The 21,942-nt window shown below is 73.0% G+C and carries 20 protein-coding genes; 13 read left to right on the top strand and 7 right to left on the bottom strand.

What is annotated here, in order from left to right:
* Positions 1 to 4: 4 nt before the first annotated feature.
* Genes ACIGEZ_RS09725 through ACIGEZ_RS09715 form a run of 3 tightly spaced genes read right to left on the bottom strand, consistent with a single transcriptional unit; the run spans position 5 to position 2,673 of the window.
* Positions 5 to 688, bottom strand: coding sequence for a L,D-transpeptidase (locus ACIGEZ_RS09725; protein WP_399828146.1), 684 nt, complete (start codon positions 686 to 688; stop codon positions 5 to 7).
* A 9-nt stretch (positions 689 to 697) separates the two neighbouring features.
* Positions 698 to 1,264, bottom strand: coding sequence for a pyridoxamine 5'-phosphate oxidase family protein (locus ACIGEZ_RS09720; RefSeq protein ID WP_399828143.1), 567 nt, complete (start codon positions 1,262 to 1,264; stop codon positions 698 to 700).
* Positions 1,252 to 2,673: a hypothetical protein gene (locus tag ACIGEZ_RS09715; RefSeq protein WP_399828140.1), complete on the bottom strand. Its 1,422-nt coding sequence runs from the start codon at positions 2,671 to 2,673 to the stop codon at positions 1,252 to 1,254. The genes ACIGEZ_RS09720 and ACIGEZ_RS09715 overlap by 13 nt, the downstream gene beginning before the upstream one ends.
* 143 nt (positions 2,674 to 2,816) lie before the next feature.
* Between ACIGEZ_RS09715 and argH the strand changes: the two genes are divergently transcribed.
* Positions 2,817 to 4,244: an argininosuccinate lyase gene (gene argH, locus ACIGEZ_RS09710; protein ID WP_399828137.1), complete on the top strand. Its 1,428-nt coding sequence runs from the start codon at positions 2,817 to 2,819 to the stop codon at positions 4,242 to 4,244.
* Between the two features lie 12 nt (positions 4,245 to 4,256).
* Here the strand turns inward: argH and ACIGEZ_RS09705 are convergent, their stop codons facing one another.
* The gene (locus tag ACIGEZ_RS09705) at positions 4,257 to 4,766 is read right to left on the bottom strand and encodes an HAD domain-containing protein (protein WP_399828135.1); all 510 of its coding nucleotides are present in this window, start codon (positions 4,764 to 4,766) and stop codon (positions 4,257 to 4,259) included.
* Positions 4,767 to 4,850: 84 nt separating this feature from the next.
* Between ACIGEZ_RS09705 and ACIGEZ_RS09700 the strand changes: the two genes are divergently transcribed.
* Both ACIGEZ_RS09700 and ACIGEZ_RS09695 read left to right on the top strand, forming a co-directional pair.
* Positions 4,851 to 5,402 carry a TetR/AcrR family transcriptional regulator gene (locus ACIGEZ_RS09700; protein ID WP_399828133.1) on the top strand — a complete coding sequence of 184 codons (552 nt, stop codon included), beginning with the start codon at positions 4,851 to 4,853 and terminating at the stop codon, positions 5,400 to 5,402.
* A complete protein-coding gene (locus ACIGEZ_RS09695) occupies positions 5,399 to 6,943 on the top strand; it encodes an MFS transporter (RefSeq protein ID WP_399828129.1) in 1,545 nt (514 codons plus the stop codon). Before ACIGEZ_RS09700 ends, ACIGEZ_RS09695 begins: the two co-directional genes overlap by 4 nt.
* A 66-nt stretch (positions 6,944 to 7,009) precedes the next feature.
* On the opposite strand, the gene ACIGEZ_RS09690 is transcribed toward ACIGEZ_RS09695, so the two are convergent.
* Positions 7,010 to 7,681, bottom strand: a complete 672-nt coding sequence (locus ACIGEZ_RS09690; RefSeq protein ID WP_399828127.1) for a lysophospholipid acyltransferase family protein — start codon at positions 7,679 to 7,681, stop codon at positions 7,010 to 7,012.
* Positions 7,682 to 7,916: 235 nt separating this feature from the next.
* On the opposite strand from ACIGEZ_RS09690, the gene ACIGEZ_RS09685 reads away from it, so the two are divergent.
* The 3 genes from ACIGEZ_RS09685 to ACIGEZ_RS09675 all read left to right on the top strand — a co-directional run bounded on the left by ACIGEZ_RS09685 (position 7,917) and on the right by ACIGEZ_RS09675 (position 10,341).
* Entirely contained in the window at positions 7,917 to 9,107 is a 1,191-nt protein-coding gene (locus tag ACIGEZ_RS09685) for a glycerophosphodiester phosphodiesterase (RefSeq protein WP_399828124.1), read from the top strand.
* Between the two features lie 195 nt (positions 9,108 to 9,302).
* A complete protein-coding gene (locus ACIGEZ_RS09680) occupies positions 9,303 to 9,821 on the top strand; it encodes a sigma-70 family RNA polymerase sigma factor (protein ID WP_399828122.1) in 519 nt (172 codons plus the stop codon).
* Positions 9,822 to 9,858: 37 nt separating this feature from the next.
* Positions 9,859 to 10,341: a GNAT family N-acetyltransferase gene (locus tag ACIGEZ_RS09675; RefSeq protein ID WP_399828120.1), complete on the top strand. Its 483-nt coding sequence runs from the start codon at positions 9,859 to 9,861 to the stop codon at positions 10,339 to 10,341.
* A 9-nt stretch (positions 10,342 to 10,350) separates the two neighbouring features.
* Here the strand turns inward: ACIGEZ_RS09675 and ACIGEZ_RS09670 are convergent, their stop codons facing one another.
* Together ACIGEZ_RS09670 and ACIGEZ_RS09665 are read right to left on the bottom strand one after the other, a co-directional pair.
* A complete protein-coding gene (locus ACIGEZ_RS09670) occupies positions 10,351 to 10,764 on the bottom strand; it encodes a hypothetical protein (RefSeq protein WP_399828117.1) in 414 nt (137 codons plus the stop codon).
* A gap of 2 nt (positions 10,765 to 10,766) precedes the next feature.
* The gene (locus ACIGEZ_RS09665; protein WP_399828115.1) at positions 10,767 to 11,129 is read right to left on the bottom strand and encodes a hypothetical protein; all 363 of its coding nucleotides are present in this window, start codon (positions 11,127 to 11,129) and stop codon (positions 10,767 to 10,769) included.
* Positions 11,130 to 11,884: 755 nt separating this feature from the next.
* Between ACIGEZ_RS09665 and ACIGEZ_RS09660 the strand changes: the two genes are divergently transcribed.
* The 7 genes from ACIGEZ_RS09660 to cobA all read left to right on the top strand — a co-directional run bounded on the left by ACIGEZ_RS09660 (position 11,885) and on the right by cobA (position 21,918).
* Positions 11,885 to 12,976, top strand: a complete 1,092-nt coding sequence (locus ACIGEZ_RS09660; protein ID WP_399828112.1) for a methionine ABC transporter ATP-binding protein — start codon at positions 11,885 to 11,887, stop codon at positions 12,974 to 12,976.
* Positions 12,973 to 13,641, top strand: a complete 669-nt coding sequence (locus ACIGEZ_RS09655; RefSeq protein ID WP_399828110.1) for a methionine ABC transporter permease — start codon at positions 12,973 to 12,975, stop codon at positions 13,639 to 13,641. Before ACIGEZ_RS09660 ends, ACIGEZ_RS09655 begins: the two co-directional genes overlap by 4 nt.
* An 85-nt stretch (positions 13,642 to 13,726) precedes the next feature.
* On the top strand, positions 13,727 to 14,581 hold the full coding sequence (locus ACIGEZ_RS09650; RefSeq protein ID WP_399828107.1) for a MetQ/NlpA family ABC transporter substrate-binding protein: 855 nt from the start codon (positions 13,727 to 13,729) through the stop codon (positions 14,579 to 14,581).
* A gap of 156 nt (positions 14,582 to 14,737) precedes the next feature.
* Positions 14,738 to 15,385 (top strand): GNAT family N-acetyltransferase, encoded by a 648-nt coding sequence (locus ACIGEZ_RS09645; protein ID WP_399828105.1) that lies wholly within the window; start codon positions 14,738 to 14,740, stop codon positions 15,383 to 15,385.
* Positions 15,386 to 15,443: 58 nt separating this feature from the next.
* Positions 15,444 to 16,631, top strand: coding sequence for a precorrin-6y C5,15-methyltransferase (decarboxylating) subunit CbiE (gene cbiE / locus ACIGEZ_RS09640; RefSeq protein WP_399828102.1), 1,188 nt, complete (start codon positions 15,444 to 15,446; stop codon positions 16,629 to 16,631).
* Between the two features lie 306 nt (positions 16,632 to 16,937).
* Positions 16,938 to 20,378: a nicotinate-nucleotide--dimethylbenzimidazole phosphoribosyltransferase gene (gene cobT, locus ACIGEZ_RS09635; RefSeq protein WP_399828099.1), complete on the top strand. Its 3,441-nt coding sequence runs from the start codon at positions 16,938 to 16,940 to the stop codon at positions 20,376 to 20,378.
* Between the two features lie 298 nt (positions 20,379 to 20,676).
* Positions 20,677 to 21,918 carry a uroporphyrinogen-III C-methyltransferase gene (gene cobA, locus ACIGEZ_RS09630; RefSeq protein ID WP_399828097.1) on the top strand — a complete coding sequence of 414 codons (1,242 nt, stop codon included), beginning with the start codon at positions 20,677 to 20,679 and terminating at the stop codon, positions 21,916 to 21,918.
* Positions 21,919 to 21,942: the final 24 nt, after the last annotated feature.

Genomic DNA, 21,942 nt, shown 5'->3' with positions numbered 1-21,942 from the left:
CCCCTCAGTAGCGCGTGATCGCCGTCGGCCCGCCCCGCGTGCCGACGGCGATGTGCGGCCGGCGGACCGGATCCGCCCAGGCCAGGATCCTGCGCATCGCCTCCTCCGGCACGGAGACGCAGCCGGCCGTCGCCCCGCGCCCGTTCACGTGCAGGAAGATCCCGGCGCCGCGGCCGCGGACCGGGCGGTCGTAGTTGAAGCCGATGACCAGCGCGTGTGCGTACTGCGTCCCGTACGACACCAGGTGCTCGGCCTCGGCGGCCCGGCAGTCCCGGGGCAGCCCCTCCACCCAGCGGTTGTACGCGTCCGAGGCGTTGTCCTGACACCACCAGGACCGGTCCGTCACCCGGGCGTAGCCGTACGCCGTCCCGGCGGGCGCGGCCTTGACCCCGAAGGCGTACGGCAGCCGGTACAGCCCGGTAGGGGTGGTGTTCGTGCCCTGCCGCCGTGTGCTTCCCTCGGCGAGGCCCTTCGCCCCGAACCGCGCGGGCGCGGCACCCGCCGCCACCCACCGGCCGCCGCGCCGGTCCCACCAGGTGAGGGTGCCGGTGGTGGCGTCTGCGCCGGCGGCCTCCGCGGTGATCAGCTGAGCCCCGCCGCCGGTGTCCGCCATCCGCGCGGGCAGCGGTACGGGGCCGGGCGCGGCGAGCGTCGCGGCCAGGGCGCCGAGCGCGAGAAGGGTTCGCATGGCGCGACGCTAGGCGCGGGACGGGGCCCCTGCCAGGCGAAGCCCGTCCCAGTGACCCGACCGGGGGAGCGGAGGCAGCGGGAGCGGCAGCGCGGGCAGCCCGTCGAGGCTGGTGGCGATGTGGTCCCTGCGTGCGCGGTACGCGTTGAACCCGCCCTCCGTCGCACGGTTGAAGTAGTCCGCGTGCGGCTGCCGGTCCTCCTGGTGCTCCATCAGGGGCACGGCGTAGCCGCAGGCGTCGCTGACCCGCCGCGCGTGCACCACGACGATCGCCCGCGCACTGCCCTGCCCCTCGTCCGCCTCGGCGGGGAACCGCGCGAACAGCTCGCCCGAGCGCACGTCGTCCCGGAACACCACCTCACCCCTGCCGTGCACCCGCACCACGGTCGGCGGCCCCGAGAGCGCCGTCCACATGAGCGTGGTCCGCCCGTTGCCCGGCTCGCGCACATGCGCCACGGTCTCCGCGCCGCCACCGCCGAAGTCCACGTAGACGAGCGTCAGTTCGTCGAGGACGACGAGCGTGCCACGGCGGGCGGCCCACCGGCCGCTCGGGACGGGCGAGTTCAGGTTCGCCACAGCCGCGGGCGGGGGGTGCCTGCCGGCCGGGCCTCCTCCATGCCGAGCGCCCGGCGGACCTGGCGGCGCACCACCGGATCGGGATCGTCGGCGAGCCGCCGGGCCGTCTCGTCGTACGCGGGCGTGCCGTTCGCACGGAGCAGCCGCACCGCCCGGATCCGCAGGTGCGCCGGCCGGTCGGGACCGGTGCGCCGCAGGAGCTCCTGCTCCGGCAGCCGGTCCGCCCACGGCAGCAGGGCCCGCGCCGCCTCCCGGACGACACCGGGCGCGGGGTCGTCGAGCAGCGGCAGCAGCCGGCCGAAGTCGGCGACCTCGAGGACGCGCAGGCCCGCGACGGCGGAGCTGCGCACCAGTGCCCGCTCGTGGCCGGTCAGCGCCCACAGGGCAGGGAGGTCGGCCCGCTGGTCGCCGCACTCCGCGAGCCCGAGCGGCGCCCAGCAGGGCACGGCCCCGGGGTCGGCGCAGGCCGTACGGTAGAGCGCCAGCGGATCGGTGCCGTCCTGGCGTAGCACCCAGCGGGCGCAGGCCCGGACGAGCCCCGACCTGTCGTACAGGAACGGTTCCGCGTCGGCGGCCCGGCCGGCCCGCCGCAGGGCGGTGACACCGGCGGCCCGCACCCGGCCGTACGGCGCGCCGAGCAGTACGGCGAGCGTCTGGCCCGAGGGGTCCGAGGCCACCACGGCCGTGGCGGCCCTGTCCTGGACGGCCACGTCGGCGTCGGAGGCGGCGATCCGGGCGAGCTCGTCCGGGCCGAGCACCCCTCGCCGCGTGGCGATGCCGATGGCGAGCCGGCGGGTGGCCAGATCCCTGGCCGTGAGCAGCGCGGTGAGGGTGTCCGCGGGGGTGTTGTGCAGCAGCTCGTCCAGGAGGGCCGTGCCTTCTCCGGCGCGCAGCCGGTCCCGGATCCGCAGGAGCACCGGGACGGTGACGGCGAGCGTGCCGGGGTCCGCGGTCGGCAGCGCGGCTGCCAGGACGGCGCGCGCCTTCTCCCGTACCGGCCCGGCCCAGTCCGTGGTGCGGATCGCGACCAGCGGGAGGACGGCGGGCTGCCGGGCGGCGTGCGCGAGCGCGGCCTCCCGGATGCGTCCGTCCGGCGCGCACAGTGCGCGGGCCAGCTGCGCCTCGGTGGGCGTCTTGCCGAAGGGGGCCTTGCCGAGCAGCGCCCGCCAGCCGCCCTGGCGCTGGGCGGTGAGCCCCTCGGCGGTGAGCCCGTCGGCGGTGAGCCCGTCGGCGGTGAGCCATGAGTGATCGGGGCGCGGCGTGAAGGCGCCCCGCCCCATCGCGCCGCGCACGTCCTCGTCCAGGTCCGTCCACGCGCTCGCGCGCGTCACGTCCAGGACCCGGTAGAGCGGGAGCCCCCGCCCGAGCCGTCGTACCGCCGCGTCCCGCGGCCTCTCCTCGCTCGACATGCACGGAGCCTAGGACGTGTGCGCCCCTCGCCGCGTGCGGTTATTTCCCGCCCTGCCCGGCCGCCCCGACCCTTTGACAAAACATACGGAGGTCTGCATAGTTATACCCATCACCATCATCCTGCACCTGAGGAGCAACAGCAGTGAGCAGCAACAACGGTGACGTGCGGCTCTGGGGCGGCCGGTTCGCCGACGGCCCCGCCGAGGCCCTGGCCAAGCTGTCCGCGTCGGTCCACTTCGACTGGCGCCTCGCGCCGTACGACATCGCCGGCTCCCGCGCGCACGCCCGCGTGCTGCACAAGGCCGGGCTGCTCGACGAGGACGAGCTGACCCGCATGCTGGCCGGCCTCGACCGGCTGGAGGCCGACGTCGCCGACGGCTCCTTCGTCGGCACCATCGCCGACGAGGACGTCCACACCGCCCTGGAGCGGGGCCTCCTGGAACGGCTCGGCGCCGAGCTCGGCGGCAAGCTGCGGGCCGGCCGGTCCCGCAACGACCAGGTCGCCACGCTCTTCCGGATGTACCTGCGCGACCACGCCCGGATCATCGGAGGCCTGATCGCCGAGCTCCAGGACGCGCTCGTCGGCCTCGCCGAGGCCCACCCGGACGTCGCCATGCCGGGCCGGACCCACCTCCAGCACGCCCAGCCGGTGCTCTTCGCCCACCACGTCCTCGCCCACGTCCAGTCCCTCTCCCGGGACGCGGAGCGGCTGCGGCAGTGGGACACCCGTACCGCCGTCTCCCCGTACGGCTCCGGCGCGCTCGCCGGCTCCTCGCTCGGGCTCGACCCCGAGGCGGTCGCCAAGGACCTGGGCTTCGAGCGCGGCTCGGCCGGCAACTCCATCGACGGCACGGCCTCGCGCGACTTCGTCGCCGAGTTCGCCTTCATCACGGCGATGATCGGGGTGAACCTCTCCCGGATCGCGGAGGAGATCATCATCTGGAACACGAAGGAGTTCTCCTTCGTGACCCTGCACGACGCCTTCTCCACCGGCTCGTCGATCATGCCGCAGAAGAAGAACCCCGACATCGCCGAGCTCGCCCGCGGCAAGTCCGGCCGCCTCATCGGCAACCTGTCCGGCCTGATGGCCACCCTCAAGGCGCTGCCGCTCGCCTACAACCGGGACCTCCAGGAGGACAAGGAGCCGGTCTTCGACTCCTGCGACCAGCTGGAGATCCTGCTCCCCGCCTTCACCGGCATGATGGCCACGCTCACCGTCAACCGCGAGCGGATGGAGGAGCTCGCCCCGGCCGGCTTCTCGCTCGCCACCGACATCGCCGAGTGGCTGGTCAAGCAGGGCGTGCCCTTCCGTGTGGCACACGAGGTGGCCGGCGAGTGCGTCAAGGTCGCCGAGGCGGAGGGCAAGGAGCTCGACGAGCTGACCGACGACCAGTTCGCCAAGATCTCCGAGCACCTGACCCCCGAGGTCCGCACGGTCCTCAACGTCCCCGGCGCCCTCGCCTCCCGCGACGGCCGCGGCGGCACGGCCCCCTCGGCCGTCGCCGCCCAGCTCGTCGAGGTCAAGGCCGACCTGGTCATCCAGCACGCCTGGGCCACCGCCAAGCGATAGCCCCTCACGACGTCACAGCGCCGCCGCCCAGTCCGCGAGCGCGTCGAAATCCGGCCGGAGCAGTCCGAGCCGGGGGTCGACGCGCAGCAGCAGGGCGGCGGCGAGGTGGTTCTGCTCCACGTACTCGTGGTCGTACGCGGTGATGTCGTCGTCGACCCACGCGAACGGCCGCCCGGCCGCGTACTCCAGAATGTACTGCGTCTTCCAGAAGGTCCCGCGAGGGGCCTTCCCGTGCATCCGGGGCCAGTCGATGAACGGCAGCGCCGGCAGCCCCAGACGCGGCCCGATCCAGTCGTTGGCCTCGCCCTTCCAGGTGGTCGCCCACACCAGCTCGTACGCCTCGGCCAGCGCGCGCAGCTCCTCCCCGTGGCCGGGGTTCAGCCAGACCCGCAGCGGCTTGGTCTCGAACCAGCCGCCCGGCCGCATCCGGTGCGTCGTGTACCCCTCCGGCCGGCGCTCCCGCTGTGCCGCGTACGGATTCAGCGGGCCGTCCACGTCGATCATCAGCAGCGGCTTCGTCATGTCCACAGCATCCCTCTCCCCTCATTCTGAGGCGTCGAAATTTCGAATGAGACATTCATGTCTCACTTGGTGTATGGTCGTCTCATGTCAGTCGACCGCACCCAGGTGCTCCGCGCCGCCGCCGCCCTGCTCACCCGCAAGGCGACCGCCACCATGGACGAGGTCGCCCGGGCCGCGGGCATCGGGCGGGCCACGCTGCACCGGCACTTCGCCGGGCGCGACGCGCTCGTGCGGGCGCTGGAGCAGATGGGCATCGAGGAGTTCGAGGCCGCGCTCGACGCGGCCCGGCTCGACGACGGGCCCGCCGACGAGGCCGTACACAGGCTGATCGGCGCCGTGGAGCCCGTCGCCCCGCTGATCGCCTTCCTCGTCACCGAGAACCAGCTCTTCGAGGGCGACCAGCAGAACGAGGGCTGGGCCCGCCTCGACGCCCGGGTCGCCGCGCTGTTCCGGCGCGGACAGGAACAGGGCGTCTTCCGCATCGACCTGACCCCGGCCTGGCTCACCGAGGCCCTCTACGGGCTCGTCGGAGCCGCCGCCTGGTCCGTACAGGACGGGCGACTCGCCGCCAAGGACTTCCCGTACATGATCGCCGAGCTGCTGCTCGGCGGAGCACGCAGGAGCGTGGAGAAGTGACCACCCAGACCATCCGGCACGAGAGCCATACCGAGGGCGTCCGCCGCCCCGGCCGGTGGCTCGCCCTCGCCGTGCTCGTCCTGGCCGTGCTCCTCGTGGCCGTCGACGCCACGGTGCTCGGCCTCGCGACCCCCTTCCTCTCCGAGGACCTCAAGCCCTCCGGCACCCAGCTCCTGTGGATCGGCGACGTCTACTCCTTCGTCATCGCCGGCCTCCTCGTCTCCATGGGCAGCCTCGGCGACCGCATCGGACGCAAGAAGCTGCTGCTCACCGGCGCCGTCGCCTTCGGCGCCGTCTCCGTCCTCAACGCCTACGCCACCAGCCCCGAGATGATGATCGTGGTCCGCGCCCTGCTCGGTGTCGCCGGCGCCACCCTCATGCCCTCCACGCTCGCCCTGATCCGCAACCTGTTCCACGACCCGCGCGAGCGCAGCCTCGCCATCGGCATCTGGGGCGCCATGGCCTCCGCCGGCGCCGCCGTCGGACCGGTCGTCGGCGGATTCCTCCTGGAGCACTTCTGGTGGGGCTCGGTCTTCCTCATCAACCTGCCCGTCATGGCCGTCCTCGTCCTCGTCGGCGCCAAGATGATCCCCGAGTCGAAGAACCCGAACCCGGGCCCCTGGGACCTGCCCAGCGTCGGCCTCTCCCTCATCGGCATGATCGGCGTCGTCTACGCGATCAAGGAGCTGGCCGCCGAGGGCCTCACCCCGGGCGTCGTCGCCGCCGCCCTCGTCGGCATCGGCGGGCTGGCCTGGTTCGTGCGCCGCCAGCTCACCCTGGAGGCCCCGCTCCTGGACATGCGCCTGTTCCGCAACCGAGGCTTCTCCGGCGCCGTCCTCGCCGACCTGCTCACCATCCTGGGCCTGTCGGGCCTGGTGTTCTTCCTGTCCCAGTTCTTCCAGCTGGTCCAGGGCCGCCAGCCGCTGGAGGCCGGACTCGCCGAACTGCCCGCCGCGGTCGGCGCGGTGACGGCCGGTCTGATCGCCGGCACGGTCGCCCGGCGGTTCTCCGTGCGGTCCGTCGTCACGGCCGGTCTCGCCGCCATCGGTCTCGCCCTCGCGGCGCTCACCGCCATCGGCCAGTCCACCGGCTACCCGCTGCTCGGCGCGAGCCTGCTCGTCGTCGGCGTGGGCGCGGGCTTCGCGTTCACCGTCACCGCCGACGTGATCCTCTCCACCGTGCCCAAGGACCAGGCCGGTGCCGCCTCCGCCGTCTCCGAGACGGCGTACGAACTGGGCGCGGCCCTCGGCATCGCCGTGCTCGGCTCGATCGTGACCGGCGTCTACCGGGGCTTCGCCACCCCGGCCGGCATCCCCTCCGACACCGCCGCCGCGGCCCACGACTCGCTCGGCGGCGCGGTCGAGGTCTCCGCCGGCCTCGCCCCGGACCAGGCGGGTGCACTCGTCTCGGCCGCCCAGGAAGCCTTCGTCGACGGCCTGCGGATCGCGGCCGGCGCCGGCGCGGCGGTCCTGCTCGCCACGGCCGTCGCGGCCTGGTTCCTGCTGAAGGGCCAGAAGCTGGCGGACGGCGTCGAGCACTGACGCGTACGACACGAGACGGCGCCCCCGTACGGAACGGACCGTACGGGGGCGCCTTCGTCGTCTTCGCTACGCGGCCTTCGCCTTCGTGGCGTAGATGTCCACGTATTCCTGGCCCGAAAGCCGCATGACCTCCGCCATCACCGAGTCCGTCACCGCCCGCAGCACGTACCGGTCGCGGTCCATCCCGTCGTAACGGGAGAACTCCATCGGTTCGCCGAAGCGGACCGTCACCCGGCCGGGCCGCGGGAAGCCCGAGCCGCCCGGCTGGATCTTGTCGGTGCCGATCATCGCGAACGGGACCACCGGCGCACCCGTCATCAGGGTCAGTCGCGCGATGCCCGTACGGCCCCGGTAGAGGCGGCCGTCGGGGGAGCGGGTGCCCTCGGGGTAGATCGAGAAGATCTTGCCCTCCTCCAGGACCCGGCGGCCCGTCATCAGCGCCGCCACCCCGCCGCGGCCGCCGTCGCGGTCCACCGGGATCATGCCGACGCTGGTGAAGAACCAGGCCATCAGGCGGCCCTTGACGCCCTTGCCGGTGACGTACTCGTCCTTGCCGATGAAGAAGACCTGCCGGTCCAGGCAGATCGGCATGATCATCGAGTCGATGAAGGTCAGGTGGTTGCCCGCCAGGATGACCGGACCCGTCCCCGGGACGTTCTCGGCGCCCTCGACGCGTGGGCGGAACATGAGGCGCAGGACCGGACCGAGGGAGGCCTTCATGATCGCGAGACGGGACAACGGTTCCTCCGGTGTCGGGGCGGGGGCGGGCGATGCGGCTCGGCGGAGTCGCTCGTGCAGGTGGCGACGATACTCGCGGGTCACGTCCCGTCGCACATCGGGTTCACGGAGTGGATACGCGGTGTTGACGTGTGTTTCCGCCATGTTCCGCCGAGGTCTGCCGCCCGTAGGGCCGCACTGCCTAGCGTCGTCCCATCAGTTGACAGGTGCGGGACATCACACCGAAGGAGTGTTCATGACACAGCCTGAGCGCCGGACCCCGGCACGGCGAGCCGTCCTCGGAGCGGCCGGAGCCGCCGTCCTGGGCGGCTCGACCGTCCTCGCCGGCGGCACCGCGCAGGCCGTGTCGGCGGCCGTCGCCGCCGGCACCGACCGCAGCCCCCGCACCAAGGGCCACGGCCACGGCTACCGCTCCCTGCCCGTCCCCACCGTCATCGCCCACCGCGGCGCCAGCGGCTACCGCCCCGAACACACCCTCGGCTCCTACCAGCTCGCCCTCGACATGGGCGCCCACGTCATCGAGCAGGACCTCGTCCCCACCAAGGACGGCCACCTGGTCTGCCGCCACGAGAACGACATCACCGGCACCACCGACGTCGCCGACCGCCTCGAGTTCGCCGGGCGCAAGACCACCAAGACCGTCGACGGCGTCGCCCTCACCGGCTGGTTCACCGAGGACTTCACCCTCGCCGAGCTCAAGACCCTGCGCGCCAAGGAGCGCATCCCCGGCACCCGCCAGGAGAACACCCTCTACGACGGCCGCTGGACCGTGCCCACCTTCGAGGAGGTGCTGCGCTGGGCCGAGCAGGAGGGCCGCCGCCGGGGCCGCGAGGTCTGGCTGCACGTCGAGACCAAGCACCCCACTTACTTCCGCTCCCTCGGCCTCGGCCTGGAGGAGCGGCTCGCCAGACTGCTGCGCCGCTACGGCCGGCACCGTGCCGACTCCCCGGTCTTCCTGCAGTCCTTCGAGCCCGGCAGCATCCAGCGCCTCGCCCGCCTGGTGGACTCCCCGCGCGTGGTGCTGCTCTCCGCCGCGAACACCCGCCCGTGGGACTTCGTCCAGTCGGGTGACCCGCGCACCGTCGCCGACCTGGTCAAGCCTGAGGGGCTGCGCTGGATCGCGTCCTACGCGCAGGGCATCGGGCCCACCATCGATCTGATCCTGCCCCGCGACGCAGGCGGGCGCCTCGGCGCCGAGACCACGCTGGTCCGGGACGCGCACGCGGAGGGCCTGATCCTCCACCCGTACACCCAGCGCAACGAGAACACCTTCCTGCCCGCCGAATACCGGCGCGGCACCGACCCGGCGGCGTACGGCGACGCCTTCGGCGCGCTGAAGCGGTTCTTCGAGACCGGCATCGACGGCATCTTCTCCGACAACGCCGACACCGCCCTCCTGGCCGCCGCGGACTTCTCGTCCCGCTGAGTCCCGGATCCAGGACTCTGGATCCGGGATCCGGGATCCCCGGCCCCTGTCTCTCCAGGTCCTGGATATTGGATCCAATATCCAGGACCCCGGATCCGGTCTCCAAGGCACCGCGTGGCCCGGCCTTTACCCCCGACGGAGTGGTTTACGGCCGGTCCCGCAACCGTTCCCGCCCCGCCCCGCATCGTGACGGGCATGACTCCCCGTGAAGCGCTGCTCGCCACCCTCACGCCCCTGCTCGCCGCCGAGTCCCAGGCGGAGGCCCCGGCCGCCGGGATCGAGGCGGGAGACCTCGAACAGGCCGTCTGGCTGCGCCTCCTGGAGCGGATCGAGGAGGACGGCGCCCCCGAACACCCCGCCGACTGGCTGCGCCGCGCCGTCCGCGCCGAGGCACGCCGCGCCCGCCGGGCCTCCGTGAGGGAGCGCCCCTACCCCGGCGAACCGGCCCACGAGACCCCGTCCCCCGAGAGCTCCGCCCTCGTCGCCGAACGCCGCCGCACCCTGCGCGCCGCCGTCCGCCGCACCCCCGGCCACTGCCCCCGGCTGCTCGCCGCGATGCTCCACCCCGCCGACCCCACCTACCGGGAAATCGCAGGAGCGTTGGGTATCTCACAGGGCAGTCTGGGGCCGATGCGTTCCCGTTGCCTGGGATGCCTGCGCAGAATGCTGGCTGCGGAGGTTCCCGCCCCGGGCGTACGGGGAAGGGTGCCGTAGACCGACGGCGGACCAGGTGAGCGGGAGGCATGCACACATGGGCATGAGCGTGACCATCTCAGCGGCAGAGGCGCAGGACGCGGAGCACATCCTCAAGCTGCAGTACCTCTGCTACCAGCGCGAGGCCGAGATCTACCAGGACTGGTCCATCGAGCCGCTCACCCAGTCACTCGACGCCCTGCGCGCCGAACTCGTCGAAGGCCAGGGCTTCGTCGCCCGCCTCGGCGACGAGATCGTCGCCTCCGTGCGCGGCCGCCTCGACGAGGACGGCACCGTGAAGATCGCCAAGCTCATCGTCCACCCCCGCCTGCAGCGCCACGGCCTCGGCGGCCGGCTCCTCGACGCCATCGAGAGCCACTTCGCCGGCGAACCCGCCCCCGCCGCCAAGCGCTTCCAGCTCTTCACCGGCCACCGCAGCGAGGGCAACCTCCGCCTCTACCGCAGCAAGGGTTACGCGCAGGTCGCCAGTCGCGAGGTCGGCCCGAGCCTCACCCTCGTCACCCTGGAGAAGGCGGCATAGGCCCCGCCCTCAGAGGCTCCGCGACCTTCGCAGCCACCAGATGCCGGACAGCGGCAGCAGCACCGGGATGAAGACGTAGCCGTAGCCGTAGTCCGACCACACCGTCGCGTCCGGGAAGGCCGACGGCTCGACCAGCGTCCAGGTCCCCACGGTCAGCACGCCCACCAGCTCGGCGGCGCAGCACACCAGCGCCGCCCTGCGGGCCGTCTCCCCGCCCCGTACCAGCGTGTACGTGATGAACGCGTACACGACGGCCGCCACCGCCGACAGGCTGTACGCCAGCGGCGCCCGGTCGAACTCGGTGGCGATCTGGTAGATCGAGCGGGAGACCGCGCCGACCGACATCACGCCGTACAGCCAGACCAGCAGCATGCCCGGGCCCTTGACCAGCCGGCCGGTCCCCTCGGTCTCGGTCACGGTCATGATCAGCCCACCGTCCAGATGTCGTAGAGGCGCACTTCCAGGACTGCGAGCACCACCGCACCCGCCGCCACCGTCGCCGAACCCCAGCGGCTCCGCTCGGCCAGCGACATGAAACCGGCCGCCGGCACCGCGCACAGCGCGCCCAGCAGATAGGCGACGAAGATCGTCCCGCCCTCGTCGGCCTTCTCGCCGCGCGACAGCTGCACGACGCCGACCACGAGCTGCACCAGGGCGAGCAGGGTCACGACGGCCATGCCGATGAAGTGCCAGTCCTTCGTGGACTGGTCCCGGTAGGCGGCGAGGCCGCACCAGGCGGCGAGGGCGAGCGCGGCCGCCGAGACCGCGACCGTCAGGACGTCAAGCATGCGCCCGAGGGTATTACGGGCCGAATGGCCCGATGCGCGCGCCCCCTGCCCACGTACGTGCCACGCAGGGGTCGGCGGCGTCAGGCCGCCGCTGCCGGCAGCCGCCGCCGACGTCACCCGTGGCGAGCCCACCCCGGGGCCCCACCTGCTCGCGGCCGCGAAGCCCGGTGTCGACCCGGCCCGCCGCGTCTCCTACGGCGACGCCCGCCGAGGAACCGCGGCCGGCCGGCCCGGTGGCATGCGGACCGTGGCCTTGGCCACAACCCACGACCGGGCGGACCTCACGCCGACGTGGTCCTGACCGGTCCGGCCCCGGTCGTCCGAGCAGGCCACCGACGGGGGAGCGGCGATCGTCGCCGCCCGCTGATCCGCCCCCGGACTGTCCGCATGGCGTCTCATCGATGTCCGCTATACGGACAGCCCGCTTTCGTTCGCACGTTTGCATGCTTTACTTGCAGCCATGACCACGACGAGCAGCCGCACCCTTGCGACCGAGGCGATCCAGACGCCCGGTGCTCGTTGTATGTGTCGAATGTGCGCCAACTGAGGGCCCCCGCCTGAGACTCGCGCCCCGAAGCGAGCCCCGACGGCCGAGCCGATCCGCACGCCACCCAGGCACCGGACCGAGCCCGCCCCGCGCACGCGCTGCCTCCCGGCCACCGCCGAACCAGCCGCCCTGCGCCTGACTGTCCGAACGACGAATGCCCCGTGCACGGCGGACCCCGCGCCGCGCACTCGACAGTGACGGAAACCCTGTGATCACCACTTCGGGCCTGACCAAGGTCTACGAGTCGCGAGGCCGCCAGGTCACCGCTCTGGACGGCGTCGACCTCCACGTCCGCGAGGGCGAGGTCTTCGGCGTGATCGGCCAGAGCGGCGCCGGAAAGTCCTCGCTCATCCGCTGCGTCAACCTCCTCGAGCGCCCCACCTCCGGCACCGTGACCGTCGACGGCGTCGACCTCACCGCCCTCGCCGGGAAGGGCCGCCGCGCCGGCAAGGACCTGCGTCAGGCCCGCAGCAACATCGGCATGGTCTTCCAGCACTTCAACCTGCTGTCCTCCCGCACCGTCAAGGACAACATCGAACTCCCCCTGGAGATCCTCGGCGTCTCCGGCGCCGAACGCACCCGCCGCGCCCTGGAACTCCTCGACCTCGTCGGCCTCGCAGACAAGGCCAAGGCCTACCCCGGCCAGCTCTCCGGCGGCCAGAAGCAGCGCGTCGGCATCGCCCGTGCCCTCGCCGGCAAGCCCAGGGTGCTGCTCTCCGACGAGGCCACCAGCGCGCTCGACCCGGAGACCACCCGCGCCATTCTCCAGCTGCTGCGCGACCTCAACCAGCAGCTCGGCCTCACCGTCCTGCTCATCACGCACGAGATGGACGTCGTCAAGACGATCTGCGACTCGGCCGCGCTGATGCAGAAGGGCCGGATCGTCGAGTCCGGCACCGTCGGCGAACTGCTCGCCACCCCCGGCTCCCAGCTGGCCGCCGAGCTCTTCCCCGTGAGCGGCGCCGCCACCGGCCCCGACCGCACGGTCGTCGACGTCACGTTCCACGGCGAGACCGCCACGCAGCCGGTGATCTCGCAGCTCTCCCGTACGTACAACATCGACATCTCGATCCTCGGCGCGGCGATGGACACCGTCGGCGGCCGGCAGATCGGCCGCATGCGGATCGAACTGCCCGGACGCTACGAGGACAACGTCGTCCCGGTCGGCTTCCTGCGCGAGCAGGGCCTCCAGGTGGAGAACGTCGAGCACGCCGAGCACGCCGAGAACGATTCCGAGCCCGTGACCGTCCCGGCGCCCGCCGCCGCGCCGCACGCGCTCGCGAAGGAAGGTGCCAAGTGACCTGGTCCGAGATGCAGCCGCTCCTTGAGCAGGGCACCATCGACACCCTCTACATGGTCCTGTGGGCCACCGTCGTCACCGTCCTCGGCGGCCTCCCGCTCGGCATCCTCCTCGTCCTCACCGACAAGGGCGGACTGCTGCAGAACCGGCCGGTGAACAAGATCGTCGGCGCGATCGTGAACCTGGGCCGCTCGCTGCCCTTCATCATCCTGCTGATCGCCCTGATCCCCTTCACCACCGCCGTCGTCGGCACTTTCATCGGCCCCACCGCCATGATCGTGCCGCTCGCCATCGGCGCCATCCCCTTCTTCGCACGGCTCGTCGAGACCGCGATCCGCGAGGTCGACCACGGACTCGTCGAGGCCGTCCAGGCCATGGGCGGCGGCATCCCCACCATCGTCCGCAAGGTCCTGCTCCCGCAGGCCCTGCCCTCCCTCGTCTCCGCCGTCACGACCACCGTGATCGTGCTCATCGGCTACTCCGCGATGGCCGGCGCGGTCGGCGGCGAAGGCCTCGGATCCAAGGCCGTCACCTACGGATACCAGCGCTTCGACACCACCTTCATGCTGGTCACCGTCGTCGTCCTGGTCGTGATCGTCACCGTCGTCCAGCTCCTCGGCGACGGGATCGTCCGCCTCCTCGCCCGCCGTGGCCGCACCGCGTAACGGCGCCCCCGACTTCGTACCCCGAAGAAAAAGCCCGGACTTGTTGTCCAGGCGTCCACCGCACCACCGGAAAGAGGCACTCTTCGTGCGCAAGAACATCAAGCTCACCGCGGGCATCGCCGCCACCGCCGCCATCGCCCTCGGCCTCACCGCCTGCGGCACCTCCTCCGACCCGTCCTCCGCCAAGGACGCGGCGGGCTCCGCGGACAAGCCGCTCGTCGTCGCCGCGTCCCCGACGCCGCACGCCGACATCCTCAACTTCGTCAAGGACAACCTCGCCGCGAAGGAGGGCCTGAAGCTGGAGGTGAAGGAGTTCACGGACTACGTCCTGCCGAACACCGCCACCGAGACCGGCCAGGTCGACGCCAACTTCTTCCAGCACAAGCCGTACCTCGACGACTTCAACAAGAAGAACGGCACCCACATCGTGCCGGTGGTGAACGTCCACCTCGAGCCGCTCGGCCTCTACTCCAAGAAGGTCAAGTCCCTCGGCGACATCAAGGCCGGCCAGACCATCGCCGTCCCCAACGACACCACCAACGAGGGCCGCGCGCTCCACCTGCTCGCCGACAACGGCCTCATCACCCTCAAGTCCGGCGTCGGCACCGACGCCAAGCTCTCCGACATCACCGACAAGAAGGGCCTGGAGTTCAAGGAGCTGGAGGCCGCCACCGTGCCCCGCGCCCTGAACGACGTCGACGCCGCCGTCATCAACGGCAACTACGCCATCGAGGCCAAGCTCCAGCCCGCCAAGGACTCCCTCGCCCTGGAGAAGGCCGAGGGCAACCCCTACGCCAACTTCCTCGCCGTCAAGGAGGGCAACGAGAAGGACGCCCGCGTGCAGAAGCTCGCCAAGCTCCTCAACTCGCCCGAGGTGAAGAAGTACATCGAGGACACCTACAAGGGCTCCGTCACCCCGGCCTTCGGCGCGGCCAAGTAACACCGCGTCATACGAAAGCCCGTCAAAAGACCCCCCGGGTAGAGTCCTTGACCAGAAGGCCCCGAGCGCCCCGTCCGGCGCACGGGGCCTTCGGCTCACCCGCGCATGCGCTCCGGCATCACCATGCTGCATGCTGTGCGTTCACGGTCTTCACGTATGGAGTTGAGCATGACTACGACCTTCCCGTCCCTCTCCATCAGCACGGACAGGTTGGTGCTGCGCCCGTACGAAGAGGCCGACATCCCCGCGTTCACCGAGATGATGAACGACGAGCTCGTGGTCGCCTGGACCTCCGTCCCACACCCGTACACGCGCGCCGACGCCGAGGACTGGGTCAGCAGGATCGCTCCTGCGGAACGCACCGAAGGCCGCGGCATCGTCTTCGCCGTCACCGAATTCCTCACCCAGCGCCTCGTCGGCACCATCCACCTCCACCACACCGACTGGCGCACCCGCGCCACCGAGATCTCCTACGTGACCGCCCCCTGGGCCCGCGGCGAGGGATACGCCACCGAGTCCGTCCTCGCCGTCGCCCAGTGGCTCTTCGGCGACCGCGGCTTCGAACGCCTCGAACTGCGCACCGCCGCCGACAACGCCGCCTCCCAGCAGGTCGCCCAGAAGATCGGCTGCATCAGCGAGGGCGTCCTGCGCAGCGCCTGGATAGCGCGCAGCCAGACCGAGACCGGCGAATGGACCGACGTCCGCACCGACCTCATCGTCTGGAGCCTCCTGCCCGAGGACCTCGAAGGCGACGCCGAGCGGATGGCCGAGGCCGGCTACTCCACCTTCGCCGACTGGAGCTGACCGCCCGGGTAGGCTCGACCCGCCCCCGACCTGCACACACCCAGGGAGACAGACACAGATGGCCGACCGGGTCACGGTGATCGGCTGGGACGGCTCGCCCCTCACCGCGGCGGCCCGGTCCGCCCTCGGCGCCGCCACCCTCGTGGCCGGCGCGGCCCACCACCTGGCACTCCCCGAGGTTCCCCCCGCCGCCGAGCGCATCCGCCTCGGCAGCGTCGACCTCGCCGCCCGCCGCATCGCCGGCCACCGCGGCACCGCCGTCGTCCTCGCCGACGGCGACCCCGGCTTCTTCGGCGTCGTCCGCACCCTGCGCGCCCCCGAGCACGGCCTCGAGGTCGAGGTCGTCCCCGCCGTCTCCTCCGTCGCCGCCGCGTTCGCCCGGGCCGGCATGCCCTGGGACGACGCCAGGATCGTCGTCGCCCACCAGCGCACCCTGCGCCGCGCCGTCAACGTCTGCCGCGCCCATCCCAAGGTCGCCGTCCTCACCTCGCCCGGCGCAGGCCCCGCCGAACTCGCCCTCCTCCTCGACGGCGTCCACCGCACCTTCGTCATCTGCGAGGAACTCGGCACCGACCGCGAACAGGTCACCGTCCTCACCTCCGACAAGGCCGCCGACCACGCCTGGCGCGACCCCAACGTCGTCATCGTCATCGGCGGCAGCCCCGCCGCGGGCGGCGGCTGGATCATGGGCCAAGAGACCCCCGCCGTACGGGGCTGGGGCCTGCCCACGGAGGGCACCGCCGCCCGCACCGGCCAGGACCCCACCCTGCGCGCCGCCCAGCTCGCCCGCCTCGGCCCCCGCGTCGGCGACCTGGTCTGGGACATCGGCTGCGCCGACGGCGCCTTCTCCGTCGAGACCGCCCGCTTCGGCGCCGCCGTCATCGCCGTCGACACCGACCCGGCGGCCTGCGCCCGCACCGAGGCCGCCGCCCGCCGCGCCGGACTCATGCTCCAGGCCGTCCCCGGCCGCGCCCCGCACGTCCTCGAACGCCTCCCCGAACCCGACGTCGTACGCATCGGGGGCGGCGGCGTCCCCGTCGTCACCGCCTGCACCGACCGCAGGCCGGAACGTATCGTCGCGCACGCCTCCACCCGCGACGAGGCCGAGGCCATCGGCGCCGCCCTCGCCGACGGCGGATACGACGTCGAGTGCAGCCTGCTGCAGACCGTCGGCCTCGACCCGGGCGCCTGGACCGAACGGGAACGATCCGTCGTCTTCCTCCTCGCGGGCCGCCGCTCCCCGTGATCGTGCGGCCCGGCCGGGGAGGTAGGCTGGCCGATTGTTGTACCGCACCAGGACGTTCGGCGATTTGTTCGTCAATGTCCTGAAGAAGGGGCCGCATTGGCCCCCTGATGTGGTACGGAGCAACGGGGGGCGGCGCGACGTGGCGCAGTCCACAGCGCACCGTGGCGGATCCGCCTGCCACGATGGCCGAAGACCGGGACAATGCTTGGGTGTCCGCGCGTCCTCGTGCCACGCGGCGCGCACGCTCGTTCTTGTCGACGGGCGCAGGTCTGAAGGAGCACAACCAATGGGCGAGGGGTACGCAGCATGACGGACACCGGCCAGGTCCCCGGCGAGGGGCTGCCGGAGAACGCAGGCATGGTCGAGCAGCCGGGCATCCCCGCTCCGGGCGCGTACACCTTCCTGGACCCCTCCGAGAACGCAGCCGAGGACGACGACCTGCTCCTGATGCCGGGAGCGCAGGGCGCCTGGAGCGAGCACCAGCCGGGCGTCCCGCCCGCGCCGCCGGTCGCCGTGCCCCTCGTGGACCCGCTGACCGCCCCTCTGGAGCAGGTCACGGCCACCCCGCCGCACGGCGTCCCGCTGACCCCGCAAGGCACCCCGGCGCACGGCGTCCCGCAGGAGCCGGTCGCCGCCGGCCACGGCTACGAGCCCGGCATCCTCGACACGGGCGCCCACGAGGCCGCGGGCCGCGACTCCGGCTCGGTCGACCTCGGTGGCGTACGGGTGCCCCCGCCGGCCGCCGCACCGACCCCGCCGCCCGCCCGCCGCCCCCTGCACATGGGCCCGCCGGTCCCCGAGGGCTCGGCAGGCGTGGTCCGCTCCCTCGCCGACCGCGGCCCCGCCGCACCGGTCCCCCCGGCCCCGATGGCCGCCACGGCCCCCGCCCCCATGCCGGTCCGCACTCCGGGCCCGCCGACGACCGGCCTCGAGTACCTGGACGTCCCGCAGGAGCAGACGGCCCCGCAGGGCGCCATGCCGTGGCCCGCCCAGCCCCAGGAGCCCCAGGCCCCCACGGTCGCCCCCGCAGAAACGGTCGTCCCGCCGGTGGCCCAGTTCGTCCCGGTAGAGGGCTCCGTGCCGACCGCCCCGCACCTGGCCCCGACCCCGACGCCGGAACCGCCCGTGGCGGCCCCGGCTCCCGTGGCACCGGTCGCCGATGCCCCCATCGAGCCCGAGGCCCCGATCGAGCAGCCCGCCGCAGTGGCGGAGGCACCGGACCCGGCGCAGCTCCCCACCCCAGAGGAGCTCCCCGCCCCCGCGGAGCTCCCGATCCCGGAGCAGCCCCAGGCCGCCGAGCAGCTCCCGATGGCCGAGGTGTCCCAGGCCGCCGAGCAGCTCCCGATGGCCGAAGAGCTCCCGGTGGCCGAGGTGCCCCCGGCCGCGGAGGAGATCCCGGCCGCCGCGGAGGAGCTCCCGCCGGCCGGGGAGATCCCGGTCGTCGTCCCCGCCCCGCGCGAGCCCGAGCCGCCCGCGGCGGAGGCCCAGACGGCACCCCCCGCGGAGACGGACGTGACACCCCTGGCGGAGCCTCAGGTGGCACCCCCGGCGGAGCAGGTGTTCGAGGCCCCCGTCGAGGCGCCCCTGGAGCCCCCGGTCGAGGTCGCGGCCGAGGAGATCCCGGTGGTGGAGGAGCCCCAGCCGGCCGGAGAAGCGATGACGGAGCCCCCCGTGCTCCAGGCCCCGACCGGGGAGCCGCAGCCGTCGGCCCCCGAGCCGGTCGCCGAGGCCCCGACCCTCGACGCCGCCCCGGAAGCAGAGCCGCAGCCGCCGCTCGACACCGCGCCCGAAGCGAACGCGGAGGCGCAGGCAACCGACGAGCCGGACGCCGAAGCCCCCGCCGACGCCCAGGCCCCCGCCGACGCCGAAGCCCCCGCCGACGCCCAGGCGCCCACCGACGCCGAAGCCCCCGCCGACGCTCAGGCGCCCCCGGACGCCCAGGCCCCTACGGACGCCCAGGCGCCCACCGACGCTCAGGCGCCCCCGGACGCCCAGGCCCCCGTGGGTCCCACGGCCCCCGCGGCCCCGGGCTACGACGAGGCGGAGCGCGAAGCGGTCCTCCGCGTGATGCGCGAGCGCCGCGACATCCGCAACGGCTTCCGCTCCGACCCGATCCCGCACGAGGTCCTGCTGCGCGTCCTGGAGGCCGCGCACACGGCGCCCAGCGTCGGACACTCGCAGCCGTGGGACTTCGTGGTCATCCGCTCGGCGGAGACCCGACGGTCCATGCACGAGCTGGCCCAGCGGCAGCGCGAGGCGTACGCGAACTCGCTGCCCAAGGGCCGGGCGAAGCAGTTCAAGGAACTGAAGATCGAGGCCATCCTCGACACGCCGGTCAACATCGTCGTGACCGCGGACCCGACGCGGGGCGGCCGCCACACCCTCGGCCGCTACACGCAGCCGCAGATGGCTCCGTACTCCTCGGCCCTGGCCGTCGAGAACCTGTGGCTCGCCGCCCGTGCCGAGGGCCTCGGCGTCGGCTGGGTCAGCTTCTTCGACGAGCGCGAGATGGTCCGCGCCCTCGGCCTGCCCGAGCACCTCGAAGTGGTGGCGTACCTCTGCGTCGGCTACGTGGACGAGTTCCCGGAGGAGCCCGAACTGATGCAGGCGGGCTGGTCCAAGCGCCGCCCGCTGTCGTGGGTCGTCCACGAGGAGACGTACGGCCGCCGCGCCCTGCCCGGCGAGGAGCCGCACGACCTGCTTCAGGAGACGGTCGCGAACATCCGCCCGCTGGACGCGAAGGCGCTCGGCGAGGCGTGGGAGCGCCAGAAGCGCATGACGAAGCCCGCGGGGGCGCTCGGCATGCTGGAGATCATCTCGGCGCAGCTCTCGGGCCTGTCCAGGGTGTGCCCGCCGCCGATCCCGGAGCCGGCGGCGGTCGCGATCTTCGCCGGCGACCACGGTGTGCACGCCCAGGGCGTCACGGCCTGGCCGCAGGAGGTGACCGGCCAGATGGTCGCGAACTTCCTCGGCGGGGGAGCGGTCTGCAACGCCTTCGCCAACCAGGTCGGCGCCGAGGTCTGCGTCATCGACGTGGGTGTGGCGACCGAACTGCCCTCGACCCCGGGCCTGCTGCCCCGGAAGGTCCGCCCGGGCACGGCCGACTTCACCATCGGCCAGGCGATGACCCGCGAGGAGGCGATCGCGGCGATCGAGGTCGGCATCGAGAGCGCCCGCGACCTCGTGGCGGCCGGCAACAAGGCACTGCTCACCGGCGAGATGGGCATCGCGAACACCACCGCGTCGGCCGCGCTGATCTCGGTCTACACGGATGTGGACCCGACCGAGGTCACCGGCCGCGGCACGGGCATCAACGACGAGATGCACGCCCGCAAGGTGGACGTGGTCCGCCGCGCGCTCGACCTCCACAAGCCGGACCCAACGGACCCGATCGGCGTCCTGGCGGCGGTCGGCGGCCTGGAGCACGCGGCGCTCGTCGGCCTGATCCTGGGAGCGGCCTCGCTCCGTACCCCGGTCATCCTCGACGGCGTGTCCACCGGTGCCGCGGCACTCGTGGCCCGCGCCATCGCGCCGGAGTCGCTGGCAGCCTGCATCGCGGGCCACCGCAGCGCGGAGCCGGGCCACGTGGCGGCCCTCAACAAGCTGGGCCTGCGCCCGCTGGTCGACCTGGACCTGCGCCTCGGCGAGGGCACGGGCGCGCTTCTGGCGCTCCCCCTGGTCCAGAGCGCGGCCCGGGCGATGCACGAGGTCGCCACGTTCGACTCCGCGGGCGTCACGGAGAAGTAGAGCCCGGCGCCCCCTGCACGCCGACCCCACCCACGCACGGGAGTGGGGGGCGTGGAGGGGGCCGGGTTCGGGACGTAAAGCGTGATTTGTGGCGCGACCGCAGGGCGTTCATTTCTCACGGTTCCGGATCGCGCCGTAAATCATGCAGTCCCGAACACGGCCCCCTCCACGTCCCACACGTCACGCGCCCACCGGCGGGACATGCGTCACAGCGTGATACCCGCAGGTCACCGATATCGTGGGTGCACCGCTGCGCCCGTCACACGCACGCACCGCCCCTCCGAGGAGCCGCCCGCACATGGCCGAGCACGCTGAGCACGCCGAGTACCCCGCCTACCCCGTCGGACTGCGCCTCGCCGGCCGCCGCGTCGTCGTGTTCGGCGGCGGCCAGGTCGCCCAGCGCCGGCTCCCCGCCCTGATCGCCGCGGGCGCGCGGGTCACCCTGGTCTCCCCGTCCGCGACGCCCTCCGTGGAGGCGATGGCCGAGGCCGGCGAGATCACCTGGGTGAAGCGCCGCTACGAGGAGGGTGACATCGCCGACGCCTGGTACGCGCTCGTCGCCACCAGCGACCCGGTGGCCAACGCCGCCGCCTCCGCCGAGGCCGAGCGGACCAAGACCTGGTGCGTGCGCTCCGACGACGCCGAGGCGGCCACCGCCTGGACCCCGGCCACCGGCCGCAGCGAGGGCGTGACCGTGGCCGTCCTCACCGGCCACGACCCACGCCGTTCCGCCGCCGTACGCGACGCGATCGTCGAGGGCCTGCGCGACGGCTCGATCGCCGCGCCCGCGCACCGCGCCCGTACGAACTTCGTCGCCCTGGTCGGCGGCGGCCCCGGCGACCCGGACCTCATCACGGTCCGCGGCCGCCGCCTGCTCGCGGAGGCCGACGTCGTCATCGCCGACCGCCTCGGCCCGCGCGACCTGCTCGACGAGCTGCCTCCGCACGTCGAGGTGATCGACGCGGCGAAGATCCCGTACGGCCGGTTCATGGCTCAGGAGGCCATCAACAACGCGCTGATCGAGCACGCCAAGGCGGGCAGGTCGGTCGTCCGCCTCAAGGGCGGCGACCCGTTCGTGTTCGGCCGCGGTATGGAGGAGGCCCAGGCGCTGGCCGCGGAGGGCATCGCGTGCACGGTCGTCCCCGGCATCTCCAGCTCGATCTCGGTGCCTGGCGCGGCGGGCATCCCGGTCACGCACCGGGGCGTGGCGCACGAGTTCACGGTGGTCAGCGGCCACGTGGCTCCGGACGACCCGCGTTCGCTGGTGGACTGGGCGTCCCTGGCGAAGCTCACGGGCACGCTGGTGATCCTCATGGGCGTCGACAAGATCGGCAAGATCGCCGAGGCTCTGATCGCCCACGGCAAGTCCCCGGAGACACCGCTCGCCCTGGTCCAGGAGGGCACGACGGCGACGCAGCGCCGCGTGGACGCCACGCTGGCGACGGTGGCGGAGCGAGTGAAGGCGGAGGAGGTCCGCCCGCCGGCGGTGATCGTCATCGGCGAGGTGGTCAACGAGGCTCCGGACAAGCTGACGAAGTAGCCGAAGCAACCCCCGCACATTGGC

This window comes from Streptomyces sp. NPDC085481 (genome assembly GCF_044541845.1).
Classification (GTDB): Bacteria; Actinomycetota; Actinomycetes; order Streptomycetales; family Streptomycetaceae; genus Streptomyces.
This window is presented reverse-complemented; position numbering and strand designations above follow the sequence as displayed.